This window comes from Aeromonas sp. QDB34, from assembly GCF_027705405.1.
Taxonomy (GTDB): Bacteria; Pseudomonadota; Gammaproteobacteria; order Enterobacterales; family Aeromonadaceae; genus Aeromonas; species Aeromonas hydrophila.
Map to the genome: position 1 here is coordinate 154,929 of NZ_JAPDBT010000010.1, position 15,293 is coordinate 170,221.

21 protein-coding genes are annotated in these 15,293 nt (G+C 60.2%); 15 read left to right on the forward strand and 6 right to left on the reverse strand.

Annotated features, from left to right (window positions below):
* The first annotated feature begins 59 nt into the window (after window positions 1-59).
* The gene (gene rarD / locus OKC29_RS14910) at window positions 60-968 is read left to right on the forward strand and encodes an EamA family transporter RarD (protein WP_073351800.1); all 909 of its coding nucleotides are present in this window, start codon (window positions 60-62) and stop codon (window positions 966-968) included.
* Here the strand turns inward: rarD and OKC29_RS14915 are convergent.
* Entirely contained in the window at window positions 950-1,684 is a 735-nt protein-coding gene (locus tag OKC29_RS14915) for a substrate-binding periplasmic protein (protein ID WP_073351802.1), read from the reverse strand. The genes rarD and OKC29_RS14915 overlap by 19 nt on opposite strands.
* 44 nt (window positions 1,685-1,728) lie before the next feature.
* Between OKC29_RS14915 and OKC29_RS14920 the strand changes: the two genes are divergently transcribed.
* Window positions 1,729-2,130 carry a GIY-YIG nuclease family protein gene (locus OKC29_RS14920; RefSeq protein WP_029304787.1) on the forward strand — a complete coding sequence of 134 codons (402 nt, stop codon included), beginning with the start codon at window positions 1,729-1,731 and terminating at the stop codon, window positions 2,128-2,130.
* On the opposite strand, the gene pspG is transcribed toward OKC29_RS14920, so the two are convergent.
* The 4 genes from pspG to OKC29_RS14940 form a co-directional block, all read right to left on the reverse strand.
* The gene (gene pspG, locus OKC29_RS14925) at window positions 2,121-2,339 is read right to left on the reverse strand and encodes an envelope stress response protein PspG (protein ID WP_010636066.1); all 219 of its coding nucleotides are present in this window, start codon (window positions 2,337-2,339) and stop codon (window positions 2,121-2,123) included. The genes OKC29_RS14920 and pspG overlap by 10 nt on opposite strands.
* 42 nt (window positions 2,340-2,381) lie before the next feature.
* Window positions 2,382-2,588, reverse strand: a complete 207-nt coding sequence (locus OKC29_RS14930; protein ID WP_024945599.1) for a PspC domain-containing protein — start codon at window positions 2,586-2,588, stop codon at window positions 2,382-2,384.
* Between the two features lie 2 nt (window positions 2,589-2,590).
* Entirely contained in the window at window positions 2,591-3,253 is a 663-nt protein-coding gene (gene pspA, locus OKC29_RS14935; protein WP_073351804.1) for a phage shock protein PspA, read from the reverse strand.
* Window positions 3,254-3,459: 206 nt separating this feature from the next.
* Complete coding sequence (locus OKC29_RS14940) at window positions 3,460-4,188, reverse strand: 1-acylglycerol-3-phosphate O-acyltransferase (protein WP_073351806.1); 729 nt, start codon at window positions 4,186-4,188, stop codon at window positions 3,460-3,462.
* Between the two features lie 163 nt (window positions 4,189-4,351).
* On the opposite strand from OKC29_RS14940, the gene OKC29_RS14945 reads away from it, so the two are divergent.
* The 12 genes from OKC29_RS14945 to OKC29_RS15000 all read left to right on the forward strand — a co-directional run bounded on the left by OKC29_RS14945 (window position 4,352) and on the right by OKC29_RS15000 (window position 12,803).
* Window positions 4,352-4,732, forward strand: a complete 381-nt coding sequence (locus tag OKC29_RS14945) for a hypothetical protein (RefSeq protein ID WP_073352593.1) — start codon at window positions 4,352-4,354, stop codon at window positions 4,730-4,732.
* A 54-nt stretch (window positions 4,733-4,786) separates the two neighbouring features.
* Window positions 4,787-6,829: a protein-disulfide reductase DsbD family protein gene (locus OKC29_RS14950; RefSeq protein ID WP_073351808.1), complete on the forward strand. Its 2,043-nt coding sequence runs from the start codon at window positions 4,787-4,789 to the stop codon at window positions 6,827-6,829.
* Between the two features lie 10 nt (window positions 6,830-6,839).
* Window positions 6,840-7,595: a DsbA family protein gene (locus OKC29_RS14955; RefSeq protein ID WP_073351810.1), complete on the forward strand. Its 756-nt coding sequence runs from the start codon at window positions 6,840-6,842 to the stop codon at window positions 7,593-7,595.
* An 11-nt stretch (window positions 7,596-7,606) separates the two neighbouring features.
* Window positions 7,607-7,759 (forward strand): copper resistance protein, encoded by a 153-nt coding sequence (locus tag OKC29_RS14960; RefSeq protein ID WP_073351811.1) that lies wholly within the window; start codon window positions 7,607-7,609, stop codon window positions 7,757-7,759.
* A 3-nt stretch (window positions 7,760-7,762) separates the two neighbouring features.
* Window positions 7,763-8,290 (forward strand): protein disulfide oxidoreductase, encoded by a 528-nt coding sequence (locus OKC29_RS14965; protein ID WP_123785051.1) that lies wholly within the window; start codon window positions 7,763-7,765, stop codon window positions 8,288-8,290.
* A gap of 280 nt (window positions 8,291-8,570) precedes the next feature.
* The gene (atcJ, locus tag OKC29_RS14970) at window positions 8,571-8,855 is read left to right on the forward strand and encodes a cold adaptation protein ActJcold adaptation protein ActJ (RefSeq protein ID WP_005305278.1); all 285 of its coding nucleotides are present in this window, start codon (window positions 8,571-8,573) and stop codon (window positions 8,853-8,855) included.
* Window positions 8,856-8,878: 23 nt separating this feature from the next.
* Window positions 8,879-9,409 carry a cold adaptation protein AtcA gene (atcA, locus tag OKC29_RS14975; RefSeq protein ID WP_073351814.1) on the forward strand — a complete coding sequence of 177 codons (531 nt, stop codon included), beginning with the start codon at window positions 8,879-8,881 and terminating at the stop codon, window positions 9,407-9,409.
* A gap of 12 nt (window positions 9,410-9,421) precedes the next feature.
* Entirely contained in the window at window positions 9,422-10,189 is a 768-nt protein-coding gene (atcB, locus tag OKC29_RS14980; protein WP_073352597.1) for a cold adaptation protein AtcB, read from the forward strand.
* 11 nt (window positions 10,190-10,200) lie between these two features.
* Window positions 10,201-11,103, forward strand: coding sequence for a cold adaptation protein AtcC (atcC, locus tag OKC29_RS14985; RefSeq protein ID WP_073351816.1), 903 nt, complete (start codon window positions 10,201-10,203; stop codon window positions 11,101-11,103).
* Window positions 11,104-11,437: 334 nt separating this feature from the next.
* On the forward strand, window positions 11,438-11,902 hold the full coding sequence (locus OKC29_RS14990; RefSeq protein WP_123785052.1) for a hypothetical protein: 465 nt from the start codon (window positions 11,438-11,440) through the stop codon (window positions 11,900-11,902).
* A 216-nt stretch (window positions 11,903-12,118) separates the two neighbouring features.
* The gene (locus OKC29_RS14995) at window positions 12,119-12,370 is read left to right on the forward strand and encodes a hypothetical protein (protein ID WP_162275836.1); all 252 of its coding nucleotides are present in this window, start codon (window positions 12,119-12,121) and stop codon (window positions 12,368-12,370) included.
* A 58-nt stretch (window positions 12,371-12,428) separates the two neighbouring features.
* Window positions 12,429-12,803 (forward strand): hypothetical protein, encoded by a 375-nt coding sequence (locus OKC29_RS15000; RefSeq protein WP_073351819.1) that lies wholly within the window; start codon window positions 12,429-12,431, stop codon window positions 12,801-12,803.
* Window positions 12,804-12,994: 191 nt separating this feature from the next.
* Here the strand turns inward: OKC29_RS15000 and OKC29_RS15005 are convergent, their stop codons facing one another.
* Entirely contained in the window at window positions 12,995-14,239 is a 1,245-nt protein-coding gene (locus OKC29_RS15005; RefSeq protein WP_073351821.1) for an MFS transporter, read from the reverse strand.
* Window positions 14,240-14,326: 87 nt separating this feature from the next.
* Here OKC29_RS15005 and OKC29_RS15010 point away from each other — a divergent pair.
* The coding region (locus OKC29_RS15010) for a LysR family transcriptional regulator (RefSeq protein ID WP_270669335.1) at window positions 14,327-15,293 on the forward strand (967 nt) is incomplete at its 3' end.

Here is a 15,293-nt window from a genome sequence, read left to right on the forward strand (position 1 = left end):
AAGATTCAGCAGATACTTATCATGCAGCCACATTTGTTTAATTTAATAAACGGAGCGAGATGAAGAACTGGATGGGCACCGGCAGCGCGGCCCTCTCATTCGTGCTGTGGGGCATGCTGCCCCTCTATTACCAGTTCATGCCAGCGGTCAACATGTGGGAGCTGCTTTCCCACCGGGTACTCTGGTCGGCGGTGCTGCTTGGCCTTCTGTTCCTCCTCATCGGCTACCGGGTGCCCTGGGCGCGGCTGCACAGCCAACCGCGCCAGCTTGGCCTCATCCTGCTGGCCGGCCCCGTCATGTCCATCAGCTGGTGCATGTTCACCTGGTGCCTCACCACCGGCCAGGTGCTGGCCACCAGCCTCGCCTTCTTCATGACGCCGCTGTTCAACATCGTGTTTGCCGTGTTGTTCCTCAAAGAGAAGCTCACCCCGCAAAAACACCTGGCGGTGGCACTGGCGCTGGCGGGGCTGGCCTACATGCTCTTTTCTTACGGCCAGCTGCCCTGGTTCTCCCTCATCATGGGGGCCAACTTCGCCCTCTACGGTCTGCTCAAGAAGAAGGTCCACTATGACGCCGGCGTCAGTCTCTACCTCGAGGCGCTGGTGCAGTTACCCGTCGCCCTGCTGATCATCGGCGCTCTGGCGGTGAGCGGCACCAGCCAGTTCGTGGCCGGTGACTGGACCGAGCGACTGCTGCTGATGGGCAGCGCCCCAGCCACCCTGCTGCCGGTGGGGCTGTTCTGTTACGGCATGATGCGCACCCGTATGAGCACGGTGGGTCTGCTGCAGTACATAGAGCCCAGCCTCGCCTTCCTACTCGCCATCTTCTGGTTTGGCGAGACGCCGGATCCGGTGAAATCGGTGGGGTTTGCCTTCGTCTGGGCCGGCCTGCTGGTGAGCCTGCTGCCGCTGCACAAGCTTGGGCGCCATCTGCGCCGCAACGCCGACGCTCAGGGTCTGCCGCGGTAGGATTCCAGGATGGCGTGCCACTTGGGATCCCGGTCCATCTGCTCGGCGATGTCATTCAGCCGGCTATGCAGTGCGCTGCGGGATTTTGGCAACAGGATGTGGCGGGTATAGCTGGACTGGGCAAAGGGCGAGACGAACAGCTTGCCCTCGAAGGCCGGGTCATGGGTGAAGAAGGTGAGCGCCGAGCCCGGCACCAGGGTCACGTCGATACGACCGCGCACCAGCAGGCTGAAGTTGGTCTTGACCTTCTTGGCATCGACCCGCATCAGATCGCCCCTGGCCGCCGCCTCGTCGATACCCTGATAGCGATACCCTTCGATGCCGCCGAAGGTCATCCCCTTCAGTGAGTCGGGCCCGCGATAGATGACCGGCCTGGCGATGCTGGAGATAAGTTCGTTGGTATCGCGCATGATGGGAAAGGTCCAGAGGTAGAGCTCGCGCTGGGGATCCCCCACCCAGGCGGGATTGACCCAGGCCACCAGGCCATCGAAGCCGGGGTCCGACATCTCCAGTGCCAGTCTGGCTCGATTCACCAGCCAAAGTTCCAGCCTGGGTTCTCCGCCAAGCTTTTCATTGAGATACTTGACCAGATCCCGGCTCAGACCAGTCTGCTCCCCGGTCATGAAGGGGGGGTGCTGATGATAGTCGTAGAGACGCAGCGTCTCGCCATGAGCCGATATCGACAGCAAACACCACAACCACCACCACGCTCGCATCGCACCTCCTTGAGCTGCTCTTGAGTGTGGCACAGAGAGATCGAATGAGAGAACCCGCTCCCGGCGCCGAACCGGCTGCCAGTCCGCCCGCCAGTCACTGGTTCATCTACATGGTGCGCACCGCCAGCGGCCTGCTCTATACCGGGATCAGCACGGACCCGGTCCGCCGCCTGCGCCAGCATCAGAGCGGCAAGGGGTCCCGCGCCCTGCGTGGCAAGGGACCGCTGACCCTGGCGTGGCAGCAGGCCGTCGGCGAGAAAGGGGCGGCGCTGCGCCTCGAATACCGGCTCAAGCAGCAGAGCAAGGCCTTCAAGGAGCAACTGATCACCCAGCCGGAGCGCTGGCTCGCCTGCAGTCAGTCCTGGCTGGCCGACACCCGCACACAAAAAAGGCCGCGGTACGCAGCGGCCAAGGAAGGATCCGGTAACAGGGAGTGTCAACGGTAGGTATTAGCCTGCTTGCGCCGGCTGCTGATGAACCAGCACACCACCAGCAGCACCAGCAACCAGGGCGCCAGCTTGATGATGAGGGCAAACATGCCGGCCAAGGCGCCAAACAGCACGAAGACGCCGCTCACCAGCAACATGGCCAGCACGGTGAACCCGGCCAGCGCCATGCCGACCAGTACCAGCATCAAGACGATAAATTCCAGCATGTTTTGCTCCTCACTGGGTTAATGCGGCTGAGTGACCCGAGGTCAATCCAGCCAGCGCTTCAATTCACGACGGGGCGGCATGATCAGCACCGCCAGCAGATAGGCGGCCAGCGCCAGGGGCGGCATCAGGATCAGCGCCATCAGGGCCGCGACCCGCACCGTCACCCTGGAGAGCCCCAGCCCGTTGGCGATGCCGGCGCAGACCCCGGTCAGCTTGCGATGGGCAAGATCCTTCGGCCAGGGCGCCATGGTTATGCCTCCACCTTTTGACCCTTGAGGCGGGCCAGCTCCCGTTCAATCTCGTCATTCAGCTCCAGCTCGCGGAACTGGGCCTCCAACGAGGGGTTCTGCCCCAGGGTTGCCGCCTCCAGCTGGGCTTCCAGCTGATCGACCCGGCCCTGAAAGCCGTCAAAACGGGCCATCAGCTCGTGCATGCGCTGGTTGTCTACCTGGGCACGGGCCCGCAGCCGGCTGTGGGCGGTCTGCTCGCGCAGGGTCAGCAGCTTCTGCTTCTCGCGCGCCTCGGTCAGCTTGGAGGCCAGCCGCTCGCTGTCGGCGGTGAGCTGGGCCAGCACCTCGGCGATCCGCGCCTTGTCCTGCTCCAGCTGTTCGCATTTTTTGACCTCGGCCAGCTTCTCGGTCAGCGCGGCCCGGGCCAGGTCCTCGCGCCCCTTCTGGATGGCGAGTTCGGCCTTGGCCGCCCACTCCAGGATCTGGTGTTGCAACGCCTGCTGATGGCGCTCCAGCTGCTTCTGTTCGGCAATGACGCGGGCGGCCTGGGTTCTCATCTCGACCTGGACCTGCTCCATCTCTTCGATCATCAGCCGCAGCATCTTCTCCGGCTCTTCGCTCTTGTCGAGCAGGCTGTGCAGGTTGGCATTGATCACGTCGGTCAGGCGGCTAAATACGCTCATGGTCTGGCTCCTTGTTGATGGGATGGCTATCTCTTCCCATGACATTACAAGAGCCGTGCCAAGATAATTTTTCCTTTACTTACATATAGATGAGGTTTTATCAGGTATTTTCAATATCATCTTGGTGGCGAAAAATACCGATCCAGTGGTGATTTTCACCAATAAAAAAGGGAGCCGGCGGCTCCCTCATGCAGTCAGCGGTGTACTCAGGCGGCCCGGGGATGACCGAGCTTGCTGTCCAGTTCGGCCAGCTTGGCCTCCATCCGGGCGCGGCAGTTGTCGGAGAGATCGCGAATGCCGGCGGCGCCGTGCTCCTTGCTGCAGACCGGGGCCATCACCTCCAGCAGCACCTCGCCGTTGTCCCAGCGGTTGAGATCGATCTGGCCGAAGTAGCTGGAGCAGACGATGGGCACCACCGGCACCTCTGCCTGTACCGCGGTGTGGAAGGCGCCCGCCTTGAACGGCAGCAGGCCGCGCCCCTTGGAGCGGGTCCCCTCCGGGAACATCCAGATGGAGGTGCCGCGATGCTTGATGCGCTCCACCACCTGGCCTATGGTGCCGATGGCGCGGGAGCGGTTGGAGCGGTCGATCAGCACGTTGCCGGAGAGCCAGAAGATGAGGCCGAAGAAGGGCAGCCACAGCAGGCTCTTCTTGCCCACCGCCACCACGCCGGGCTGCACCGCGCCGGTCACGGTGAAGATGTCGTAGTTGCTCTGGTGGTTGCAGACGTAGACCGCCGGCCCCACCGATTTGACCTCGTCGGCCACCGTCACCCGGACCTTGAGGCCGATCAGCGGGCAGACAGCATGGTACATGCGGGCGAAGACATAGACGTTGTTGGGATGGCGCGGACACACCAGGCAAAGCAGCAGACCGAACAGGAACCAGAAGATGAGCAGCAGACCAAGCAGCAGCACACGGGCAAGTTTGAGCATCGAACACCTCGGATTTTGACTCGGCGCAGTATACTGGTCCCCCTTTTAGCGAACAAGCGTTCGCCAAACAGAACCGACCACCCCTCTGCCTTAAAACGGACGGCGGCTTGCCCCACCCGGCGTTGGCCGTTAGGATGTGGCCATCTTGATGAACGGGGCGAGCATGATTCACCAACAACGCGTGGCGAAACAACTCCTGCTGCTGGTCTGCCTGCTGGTGCTCAATTGCGCTGCCCAGCCGCTGGCCCGGCTGGCCCTGCTCGATCACGCTCTCAGCTGTCAGGCCCTGCCCTCCTTCGTCACGGCCGACGACCAGGCCGACAAGGGCACGCCCGCCAATGTGCAGCCCAGCAGCTGCCAGCTCAACGGCAAGTGGCTGAGCGCCACCACCCTGCTCTGCCTCGAGCAGCTGTTCTTTGCGGTGGCCCTGCTCATCGCGCTGCTGGCCCCGCTCTGGCGCTACACGCCGCCACTGCCGCCGCCACGGGCCGTGTCGCCCCCCGAACGACGACTTCACCTCACCCTCTGTGTCTGGCGGGAATGAGTTCAGCCGCGCTTTTTCAGCCTGCTGTCATTCATTTTTTGCGAGACAACATTTATGTCAACTCTCTTCAAGGCGAGCCTGCTGCTGGGCTGCCTGCTGTGGCAATCCAGCGGATTGGCCAGCGATACGGGCTGGCTCACCAGCCCCCAAAACGATCACGCCAAGGTCCGGCTGCAAGCCGACCGCAGCGCCCCTGACCACACCCGCATCCTGCTCGAGGTGGCCCTCGAGTCCGGCTGGAAAACCTACTGGCGCAGCCCGGGGGAAGGGGGCATAGCGCCCCAGATCCTGTGGGATCAGCCGGTCGGCGACTTCCAGTGGCACTGGCCCACGCCGCGCCCCTTCGAGGTGGCCGGGCTCAGCACTCAGGGTTATCAGCAACAGGTGCGCTTCCCCCTGAGCCTCGACTACCCCGCCGGGCAGCTGCTCAAGGGCACCTTGCGTCTCTCCACCTGCAGCAACGTCTGCATCCTGACCGACTACCCCTTCACCCTGGTGGTGGATGGGCAGGCGCCGGCCGGTTTCGACTTCGCCTGGGCCCAGACCATGAGCACCCTGCCGCAGACGCTGCCCGCCGACACCCGGGTCGAGCTCGGCTACCAGCACAACCAGCTGCAGCTGCGCGCCGAGCGGGCAGAGGGGTGGCAGGCGCCTGCGCTCTTCATCGATGCGCTGGAAGGGGCCGAGTTCGGCAAGCCCGCGCTCGAGGTAAGCGGCAACACCCTGATCGCCCGGGTCCCAGTCAGCGACGGCTGGCAGGGGGATGCCCCTGACTTGCGCGGCCAATCCCTCAGCCTGTTGCTTGGCAACGGCGATGAGGCCTGGCAGACCCGCGCCACCATCGCCGATCCCCTCGCCCTGTCGGCCCCAGGCCAGCCTCTCATCTGGCTGCTGGGGGCGGCGCTGCTCGGCGGCCTCATCCTCAACCTGATGCCCTGCGTGCTGCCGGTGCTGGCCCTGAAACTGGGCACCGTGCTGCAGCAGCAGGAGAGCGAACAGCGACAGGTGCGCAAGCAGTTCCTCGCCGCCAGTGCCGGGATCATTGCCTCCTTCTGGGTGCTGGCGGCCATGAGCAGCCTGCTGCGCGCGACTCAGGGCGCCGTCGGCTGGGGGATCCAGTTCCAGAGCGCCGGTTTCATCGGCTTCATGGTGGCGGTGACCCTGCTGTTTTGCGCCAACCTGCTGGGGCTGTTCGAAATCCGCCTGCCCAGCAATCTCAACACTCGCCTCGCCACCAGCGGCGGCCAGGGTCTCGGTGGCCACTTCCTGCAGGGGAGCTTCGCTACCCTGCTGGCCACCCCCTGCTCGGCCCCCTTCCTCGGCACCGCGGTGGCCTTTGCACTGGCGGCGCCGCTCGGCCAGCTCTGGCTCATCTTCACGGCGCTCGGCCTTGGCATGAGCCTGCCCTGGCTGCTGGTGGCGGCCTTGCCGCGCCTCGCCCTCTGGCTGCCCAAACCGGGCCGCTGGATGGGGCGACTGCGCATCCTGCTCGGGCTGATGATGCTGGGCTCCAGCCTCTGGCTGGCGAGCCTGCTTGGCAACCATCTGGGCAGCACGGCCACCGGCTGGCTGATGGCCGCCATGCTGCTGGCGCTGCTGATTGGCATCCTCTGGCGCTATGGCATGCGCGGTTTCACGCTGGCCCTCTCTCTCTCGGCACTCATCGGCGGCGCCCTGTTGCTGGGTGGCGCCCTCACGGCGCAGGGGTCGGGTAGCGTCGATCGCATTGCCTGGCAGCCGCTCTCCGAACAGGCCATCGTCGATGCGCTGGCCCAGCGCAAGCGGGTCTTCGTCGACGTCACCGCCGACTGGTGCGTCACCTGCAAGGCCAACAAGTACAACGTGCTGCTGCGTGACGAGGTACAGAACGCCCTGTCGGCCCCGGACGTGGTTGCCCTGCGCGGCGACTGGAGCCGGCCGAGCGATACCATCTCCGCCTTCCTGCGCCAGCGCGGCGCGGCCGCCGTCCCCTTCAACCAGATCTACGGGCCCGGCCTGCCAGAGGGAGAGATCCTCTCGCCCCTGCTGGACAAGGCCGACTTGCTCGACGTGTTGCACCAGGCCGGCCTCGTCCAGGCCGATGCCCCCCATTTTTAAGGAGAATCCCATGACCCTGCGTACCCTGAAACTGCGCCCCCTGACCCTCTGCACCGCCCTCGTTGCCGGCACCCTCTGCGCCCCCTTGCTGCAGGCGGCGCCCTTCACCCCGGAGCAGGAGGCACGCATCAAGGAGCTCATTCGCGAGACCCTGGTCGCCAACCCCAAGATCCTCGACGAGGCGGCCGAATCCTGGGAGAAGCAGAACGCCGCCGCCCAGGAGGCCCAGCTCGGCGACTTCATCAAGGGCAATCAGGACGTGCTGTTCAACAGCGCCACCAGCCCGCGCCTTGGCGCCAAGGATCCCAAGCTGACCCTGGTGCTGTTCACCGACTACAACTGCCCCTACTGCAAGCAGTTCGACCCCCAGCTGACCAAGCTGCTCAAGGCCTATCCCGACGATCTGGGGCTGGTGATCAAGCTGCTGCCGTTCAAGGGACAGAGCTCCGCCAAGGCGGCCCAGTACAGCCTGACCCTGTGGCAGCAGGAGCCGGCCCGCTTCCTCGCCCTGCACGACAAGCTGATGAGCAAGCAGGGGATGCTGACCGAGGCGGACATCAACAAGGCGCTGGCGGCCACCGGCAACACCGCCCTCAAGCCCGATGCCAAGGCCACCGAGGAGCTGCGCAACAGCCTGCGCATCGGCACGATCCTGGGGGTGCAGGGCACTCCGGCGACCCTGATCGGCAACCAGCTGGTACCGGGCGCCGTGCCCTATGCCGAGCTGGAGCAGCTGGTGAAGGCCGAGCTGGCCAAGCGGGCATGAGGAGGCCATTGATGGAGCTGCGGCCACACCGACTGCGCATCGGCACTCTTCTTGGCGTGCAGGGCACCCCAGCAACGCTGATCGGCAACCAGCTGGTGCCGGGCGCCCTGCCCTATGACGAGCTGGAGCAGCTGGTGAAGGCCGAGCTGGCCAAGCGGAGCTAAACCATGGCGGAGGATGCAGTCGTAAAGGCACCCCGCTGGCGCCGCTGGGGCAAGGAGGCGCTCTGGCTGCTGCTGATGGCGCTGGTCATCTCCACCCTGCTCGATCTGTGGCGCAGCCCCACCCTGCCGGCAGGGGCCATGGAGGCACCCTTCACCCTGCAGGATGGCACCGTCACCAGCCTGGCCGAGCAGAGCCGCGGCAAGCCGCTGCTGGTCTACTACTGGGCCAGCTGGTGTGGCGTCTGCCGCTTCACCACCCCCACGGTGGAGCAGCTCTGGCAGCAGGGTGAAAACGTGCTGACGGTGGCGCTGCGCTCCGGCAGCGATGACCAGTTGCGCGCCGGGATGGCGAAGAAGGGGCTCGCCTTTCCCACCCACAACGATGAGCGGGGGGCGCTGGCCGCTCGCTGGCAGGTGGGGGTCACCCCCACCTTCCTCATCATCAAGGATGGGAAGCTGGTGAGCAGCACCACCGGCTGGAGCTCATGGCTCGGGCTCAAGGCCCGTCTGCTGTGGGCCAGCCTGCGCTGATCCCTGACCTCGACGCCCGGACAGTCCGGGCGTTTTTTCAACCCCTGTCACACATGGGTCACCATAGAACTGACAAAATAGTCACAAACGGCCCCAAACCTCCCCCTGACGAGGCCCCGCACGACGCTACCCGCACGCCCATCTGTTCGCTTCCTATCCATGGCGATGGCGGCCTGTTTGCGTTAAAATGTCGGGTTTTTGCCGAGCCTGGTTTGCCAAGAGCCCCGCCGCCAGGCCAGCGCAGGGTCAATTCCACGATGCCAGTGAGGCAGGATCCGTCATGAACAACTACTTCCGGGTGTTGGGCGTCAAGTCCAACGCCAGTGAAAACGACATCAAAAAAGCCTATCGACGGCTGTCGAACCAGTACCACCCCGACAAGCTGCACGGGGCGAGCGAAGAAGAGAAAGAGCAGGCAGCCCTCAAGCTGCACCAGGTAAAGCAGGCTTATGAAGTGCTGTCCGATCCGAAACAGCGGGCCGCCTTTATCAAGGATTTCAACAACGTCATCGTGACCGATCCCGCTGCTGCCATGCAGGAGATGTGGGACCAGTTCTACCCCTGAGCCACCAGGCAAGAAGAGCGACTATGCAAAATAAATGGGACCAGGCACGGCTCAAGGCCCTGCAAAGCGATGCCAGTGAAAACATCGAATCCTACCGGGATCAGGACGACCCCAAGGGGCTCGAGCAGTTCACCGACCAGATGAAGGCCCTGCTGCTGGCCGACATGAGCATGCTGGAGTTTATGCCCGAATACCTGCCGCTCGCCCTCTATGGCCGGGTGCAGTTCCCGCCCAAGGCCAAGTCGCAGTGGAACAAGTGGCTCGCCAGCGGCGACCAGCCGAGCTGGGATGAGTTCAAGGTGAGCGTCGGCTTCAGCAACGCCGTCCTGCCGCTGGTCAAGGCGGTGCGGGCCCAGAGCGAAGATCAGCTGATGGAAGCCTGCGCCGTGCTGTTCCTGCTCGACAACCCGCTGCCGCGCGGCAATGACGACTATGAGCTGCGCGATGAAGAAGAGGAAGACGGGGAAGATGCCGACGCCGATTACCACGGCGGCAGCGACCGCTATGGCGACGACCAGGGCGAGCAGGATATGTACGACGAAGTCCGTTTCTAATTGGGGCAAGGCATGAGCAACAGTCTGATTGAAATTACCGCCATCGAGATCAAAGAGCTGGCCGTTATCGAGCCGAAGCAGGCCAGCGAGAAGTTCGAGCTGATCGCCAAGACCATGTCTGACGACCAGCTGGCAGAAGTGATTGAAAACATTGATATCGTTACCCTGACCCAGATCAACGGCCAGCACGACATCTCCTTCCCCTCCATCATCTCCGAGCTGATGACCCCGGAGCGGATCCGCGACATCGTCTGCCAGCAGCCGCTCTACTGGGAAGAGGCGATCAAGAACAACGCCGACGAGCTGCAGCAGCACACCTTCGACTTCCTCAACTACCTGATCCGCACCCAGGATAGCGAAGCCAAGCAGCGCGAGATCCTCGAGTGCGTGGCCGAAGACCCGGCCGGTCTCTTCTACCTCGCCATCCCCTTTATCGAGTTCTATCGTGGCGATCGCTATGAAGAGGACGAAGGCTATCGCGACGTGCTCCACGCCGAAGAGGAAGATCTCGAAGAGTCCCTGTGCTACAGCGAGCGCCAGCAGAGCGAGGATGTTCACGACTACGCGCTGGATGACCCGCGCAGCCTCTTGATGCTCATTCGCGAGCTGGCCCCCGAGGTGGAGAAAGCCATCAAGGCGCTGCTGCGCAACGAGCACTCCAGCTGGGACGGCATCATCAACAAGTTTGCCGCCGAGCTGGTGATGCAGGCCAAAGAGAAGAACAAGGTCGAGGAAGACGAGTACGGCGACGTCGACGACATGTTCAGCTTTCTGGATTAAGGAGCCCATTCATGCAGTTAGTCATTCGCGATGCCAACCAGGGCCCCTTTCTGACCCAGGTGCTGCGCTTTGGCCGCGACAATGAACGTTTGACCGAACAACAGCTCGCCGCCATCAAGGGCAAGGCGGTGCTGATGAGCCTCAAATTCGCCGACAAATACTACAACAAGTACAAGATGCACCTGCTGGAGCAGGCGGCCCACGACGTCATCGGCGTGGTGAGCCTCGGCCTGCAGGAGCTCTCGGCGCGGGATCCGGCCAAGGCGCTGGCGCTGCTGCAGGCGCCGGAAGGCCCCATCAAGCCGTTCCAGAAGGGCTGGTCGATGCTTATCACCGTCAGCCCCAAGCAGGCTGGCAACAGCCTATACGGTGACGTGGATGCCCGCCTCTTGGACAAGATCTCGAGCCCGCCGGACGTGGAAGAGTGGCAAGGGTGGCAGGAGTACGAGAAGGCGCTGACCGAGCACAACAAGAGCCGCCTGATGGAACTCATCGACCAGCACTTCTTCGCCTGCGAGAGCGACCACCCCACCATGGAGGACAAGCTGGCCGAAGCGCTGCTCTACCGCATCCTCTGCGGCAAGGGCAGTGGCGCCGCCCCGCTCAAGGTGAAGCAGGATCTCAAGCGCAAACTGGCTCGGGAGATTGAGCTCGACGAGAGCTGGTACGACACCGACTACCTCGCCGCCCAGCTCGCCCTGATGCTGAATGCGCTGCCCGCCGACATGGCCGCCGCCCTGCGTCAGGAGCTGAGCCCGGGCTTTGTGCCGAACCTGCTGCACACCCTTGGCTTTGTGCGCCAGTACCAGCTGCTGCAAAAAGAGAACGCCTCGCCGGAGAAGCTCGACAACATCGAGATGCGCGCCGGTCTCAAGCACCCGCTGCTCGGCTGGCCGCTCTATCACGACTTCTAAGGGGCCATACCCCCTTGCAGGACGGCCCCCACCGCTCCTCCCCACAACGCCCGGCTTGCCGGGCGTTGTGCTATCTAAAACATGTAAAATATATTGTTGATGGCCAACAGGCACCGAATCATAGATTTCTTCATATTTATGAGGAGCTCTTCAATAAATCATAAAAACTATCATGTAATAAATAGCGGGCTCATAGTAAAAACAAACTGACACCGGAATATATACATTCCCCCCTATATAGGTACTACACAATTAATGTCCATAAGATAGTGTGTAGTCTGCGAAGAATGAATAGCGATAAAATTATTCAGTCTAATAGTGTAGGGAGTACAAAATGTTCGAAAAACTATCTATTTTATTTATTCTAATGTCATCAATAAATGCAGAGGCCAATACAGCTTGGTTTTCAGGATGGCAGGCATATAAACCGACAAATTGGCAAACTATTGGAACTTGGTACAGCTGCGTTAGCATTGTAAACATATCTTCAGGCTCAGTAGAGGTGTCCATCAGTTACTACAACAGTACTGGTGACATCACATCCCCACCTTTGACTGGTTCAACGGTCACTCCAAAAGCAACATTAACTTCTCGTCAGACGGTTTACTGGTGCACAGATTCCAAACAAATAGCTCCAGGTACAAATATGTGGGGAGCAGGAGTTATAACAGCAACGCCCCTTGATGGCCAAACTGAACCGGCATTGGTTATTGCACAAGCAGACGTAAGAAATTTATCTCCATCTGGTAGCTACAATGCATGGTCCAGCATTCCGGTAAATGGTGGTCTGCCCTTCTAATAAAACAAGCCTGGTACAGAATTTCATAGAATACTTTGGATATAGTAACCTAGCATAACACCCGGCAAGCCGGGTGTTATGCTATCTGCCCGGCGGCCATCAGACCAGACTACCCCGTAAGCGTCATTGGCCCCATTTTTGGCAGGGATATAATGACTCCCCCATACCAGAGCCGGGGAACGAGCAGTGAGTAGAAAGCCGGACCGCATTACCGCAATGCAGCAGATCATCGACGCCGTGAAGGCGGAATTTCCCCTCTACCAACCGGATACCTTCAAGTGCGGGCCAGACAACACCTGCATCGGCTGCCCCAAGAAGCTGATGGAGCTGGTGGATACGGATCTCTGCTACTGGCAATATCAGATCGATCGCGGCATCCCGCCCTCCTTCGACGAGATCAACCGCTTCGGCAAGATGTGCAAAAACATCCGCCGGGCCCTGGTACGCAATGGTCGCATCCCCACCTGAGCGCCCCATCGCAGCCAAAAGAGAAAATCCCGCCGGCAACCCCCGAGAGGAACAGTTTATGAACCAGGAAAGGATACAGACCCGCTACACCCTGAATGGCCCCCTTGCCAGCCCTACCGAGCTGGAACAGGCCATCGCCCAGGCGATAGAGGCCCACAAGCAAGACTTCTTCCCCCTGCTGGCGCGGCTGGTGGATGTGGGCGACAGTCGGGTCAAGCTCAGTCAGAAAGACCCGCTGCGGGTACTGGGGGTGGAACTCGACGGGGCTCACACCGGCGGCAGTGCGCGCCTCAGCTACGAATCCAACTTCACCGAGAGCTGCCGGCTGATCGATGAATATGACCAGCACCAGACCAGCGTGGCCTTTCATCTCGACGGAGATCAGCTGATATTCGATCTTGAGCTGCCCATACAGTGGAATTTCGAAAACTGATTTATAGCGGTGCCTTTCCCCCTGTTAATGCACCCAACGGTTACTTTCCTTCACGCTGCCCCTCTCCAAACGAGAGAGGGGCAAAAGGGAATCGCCAAACATATTGCCGCGACTGGCTTTCACGCTCATCTGTTCACGCTTCGCCAATCAAGCCTGTGACCCTGCCGCCTCGTCATGCATCAAACATGACGCTAAGCGGTCACCACACATAACCGTTTAAGCAGCCGATAAAGAAAGATGGGTTGCACCAGCGTCAGCGCTATCACCAGCCAGGCCAGGGTAGCCATATTGCCCAAGTGACCATCGACATCCGTCAACAGCATCGAAGAGAAGACGGCGGCCGAACCGCTGAATATATGCTGGAACACATTCTGCAATGACATAAACCCTGCTCGTTCCCCAGGCTCTGCGACCTGGCTATTAACAGCAGCAGCCGTGATCGTCCGTGTCGATGTCACCACCATGAACAAGGTAAAAATGATCATGGTCGGCAACAAGGGGGAACCCAAGAAACCATCCCAGACAATGGCAATAATCAATCCCCCTGCCCACAACGTGATGCGCATTGCACCAACACGGTCCATCAAATAGCCACCCAACTGCATCGCGAACACGCTGAGAACACCGCCCATGACATAGTACTGACTCATATCGCTGCGAGGCACGCCGAGATTGAACTGAAAATAGGCCGCCATGTTCGGAACAATAAGGAAGGTGCTGAAAATAGCCAATCCGATTGCCATAAATGCATGCCACACCACGGCTCGTTTCAACATAGCCGTGATTGAAAAAACCTTTTGGTGTTGCCCCAAGTGGGAAGTCATATTCGGCAGCCGCATAAATACCATCACGCTGACGCACAAGCCCAACCCCCCGACGACATAAAAAGGTGCGCTCCACCCTTTCAACATGGCCAATTCCAATCCCAAGGGCACACCGGCAATGGCTGACAACGAGAAAGCCCCCATCACTATCGCCATCGCTCGACCACGTTGTGGTACTGGCGTGGCATCCACGACGATCGCCATTGCTATCGACGTTGCCGGACCGGCAAATATGCCGGCCAGCAAACGGGTAAAGAACAGGCTTTCCATATTCCATGCCAGCGCGCATGCCCAGGTGGACAGGGTAACCCCCAGCAATGAGAGCAATGCCACCTGTTTTCTATCAAATCGATCAATATATCTGGCACATAATAAAGATGATGAGGCGGCGGCCAGTGCATATCCTCCCCCCAAATATCCTATATAGGCTGGACTGATATCCAGCGCACGAGATAAATCAGGCCCAAGCGGCATGAACATCATAAAGTCCAGCGCGCTCACCAATTGGATAAAGGCTGCCAGCCAGACGCATCCAATATCCATCACTGTACCGTTAGAATAAGGTTTATTACCTGACTTGTTTTTTTCTGATGTCATAGTGTTCATGCTCAATATTTGGAGACAGACAGCATACCCACTATCATCATCTATTTTTATCCTTTAGAATGGCATAGACTGTTATCATATCAGGGACAATAGATGCGCACCGGCCTGGACTTTACTTCATCAAGGATATTTATTGCGGTAGTTGAACAAGGCAGTTTTGTCGGCGCATCCAAAACCCTTGAAATACCAACTTCGAATATCAGCAGAAGTATTGCTCAGCTGGAGGAGAGACTGTCACTCCAGCTTATTGAACGCAGTACTCGGCACATGAAACTCACTCAGGCTGGCCAGCTGCTCTATACCCGAGTAAAACCCTTGCTGGAATCACTGGAGCAAACCGAGGCTGAATTGACATCACAGCAGATTCAGCTGAAAGGGCCACTGCGCCTGTGTATTCCCAATGAAGCCGGCCCCAGACTGCTCGGTACCGCGATAGCGGACTTTGCCTGTCAGCATCCCGAAATAAAGATCAGCTGTATTACCAACCTGTCAGGATTTGAGACATTAAGAGAAGACCTGGACATAGCCGTCATCATTCACAGAGGAAAGCTGGATGACAGCGATTATATCGCCAGCCATCTGACCACCATTCCCTGTGCCGTGGTTGGCTCCCCTGCTCTTATTCAGCGGTGCGGGCTGCCCAACCACACGGCCCAGCTAAAGGATCTCCCCTGCATCACCACGGTAAACGCTCTGAAAGGCATGCCTTGGCAGTTCACTCGTCCCGATGCTGAATTTTCCACCATTCAGGTCAATGAACATTACCGGGTCAATAGTGGCGAACTGGCGTTAAAGGCAGCAATAGCCGGGGTCGGGTTTGCCATTCTGGCCAAGGTCTCTTGCCAAGCGTTTATTGATGATGGCCGCTTGGTCGAAATTGCACTTGAGTTACCCGCCGCCCCATTGCAGTTGTTTGCTGTTTATGCAAATCGACAATATCTACCGGCTAAAGCGCGCGTATTTATTGACTTTATACGGCGAAACGCGAATTCAACTTCGAAGTGCGACACTCGCCTATGCCGCCTGACGGTACTCTTCGAATACCTTGACAGGCTGCCTG

What these genes read in the sequence shown, in the direction of transcription:
- rarD (WP_073351800.1), top strand. Translation starts at nt 60, where the DNA reads ATGAAGAACTGGATGGGCACCGGCAGCGCGGCCCTCTCATTCGTGCTG.
- OKC29_RS14915 (WP_073351802.1), bottom strand. Translation starts at nt 1,684, where the DNA reads ATGCGAGCGTGGTGGTGGTTGTGGTGTTTGCTGTCGATATCGGCTCAT.
- OKC29_RS14920 (WP_029304787.1), top strand. Translation starts at nt 1,729, where the DNA reads ATGAGAGAACCCGCTCCCGGCGCCGAACCGGCTGCCAGTCCGCCCGCC.
- pspG (WP_010636066.1), bottom strand. Translation starts at nt 2,339, where the DNA reads ATGCTGGAATTTATCGTCTTGATGCTGGTACTGGTCGGCATGGCGCTG.
- OKC29_RS14930 (WP_024945599.1), bottom strand. Translation starts at nt 2,588, where the DNA reads ATGGCGCCCTGGCCGAAGGATCTTGCCCATCGCAAGCTGACCGGGGTC.
- pspA (WP_073351804.1), bottom strand. Translation starts at nt 3,253, where the DNA reads ATGAGCGTATTTAGCCGCCTGACCGACGTGATCAATGCCAACCTGCAC.
- OKC29_RS14940 (WP_073351806.1), bottom strand. Translation starts at nt 4,188, where the DNA reads ATGCTCAAACTTGCCCGTGTGCTGCTGCTTGGTCTGCTGCTCATCTTC.
- OKC29_RS14945 (WP_073352593.1), top strand. Translation starts at nt 4,352, where the DNA reads ATGATTCACCAACAACGCGTGGCGAAACAACTCCTGCTGCTGGTCTGC.
- OKC29_RS14950 (WP_073351808.1), top strand. Translation starts at nt 4,787, where the DNA reads ATGTCAACTCTCTTCAAGGCGAGCCTGCTGCTGGGCTGCCTGCTGTGG.
- OKC29_RS14955 (WP_073351810.1), top strand. Translation starts at nt 6,840, where the DNA reads ATGACCCTGCGTACCCTGAAACTGCGCCCCCTGACCCTCTGCACCGCC.
- OKC29_RS14960 (WP_073351811.1), top strand. Translation starts at nt 7,607, where the DNA reads ATGGAGCTGCGGCCACACCGACTGCGCATCGGCACTCTTCTTGGCGTG.
- OKC29_RS14965 (WP_123785051.1), top strand. Translation starts at nt 7,763, where the DNA reads ATGGCGGAGGATGCAGTCGTAAAGGCACCCCGCTGGCGCCGCTGGGGC.
- atcJ (WP_005305278.1), top strand. Translation starts at nt 8,571, where the DNA reads ATGAACAACTACTTCCGGGTGTTGGGCGTCAAGTCCAACGCCAGTGAA.
- atcA (WP_073351814.1), top strand. Translation starts at nt 8,879, where the DNA reads ATGCAAAATAAATGGGACCAGGCACGGCTCAAGGCCCTGCAAAGCGAT.
- atcB (WP_073352597.1), top strand. Translation starts at nt 9,422, where the DNA reads ATGAGCAACAGTCTGATTGAAATTACCGCCATCGAGATCAAAGAGCTG.
- atcC (WP_073351816.1), top strand. Translation starts at nt 10,201, where the DNA reads ATGCAGTTAGTCATTCGCGATGCCAACCAGGGCCCCTTTCTGACCCAG.
- OKC29_RS14990 (WP_123785052.1), top strand. Translation starts at nt 11,438, where the DNA reads ATGTTCGAAAAACTATCTATTTTATTTATTCTAATGTCATCAATAAAT.
- OKC29_RS14995 (WP_162275836.1), top strand. Translation starts at nt 12,119, where the DNA reads ATGCAGCAGATCATCGACGCCGTGAAGGCGGAATTTCCCCTCTACCAA.
- OKC29_RS15000 (WP_073351819.1), top strand. Translation starts at nt 12,429, where the DNA reads ATGAACCAGGAAAGGATACAGACCCGCTACACCCTGAATGGCCCCCTT.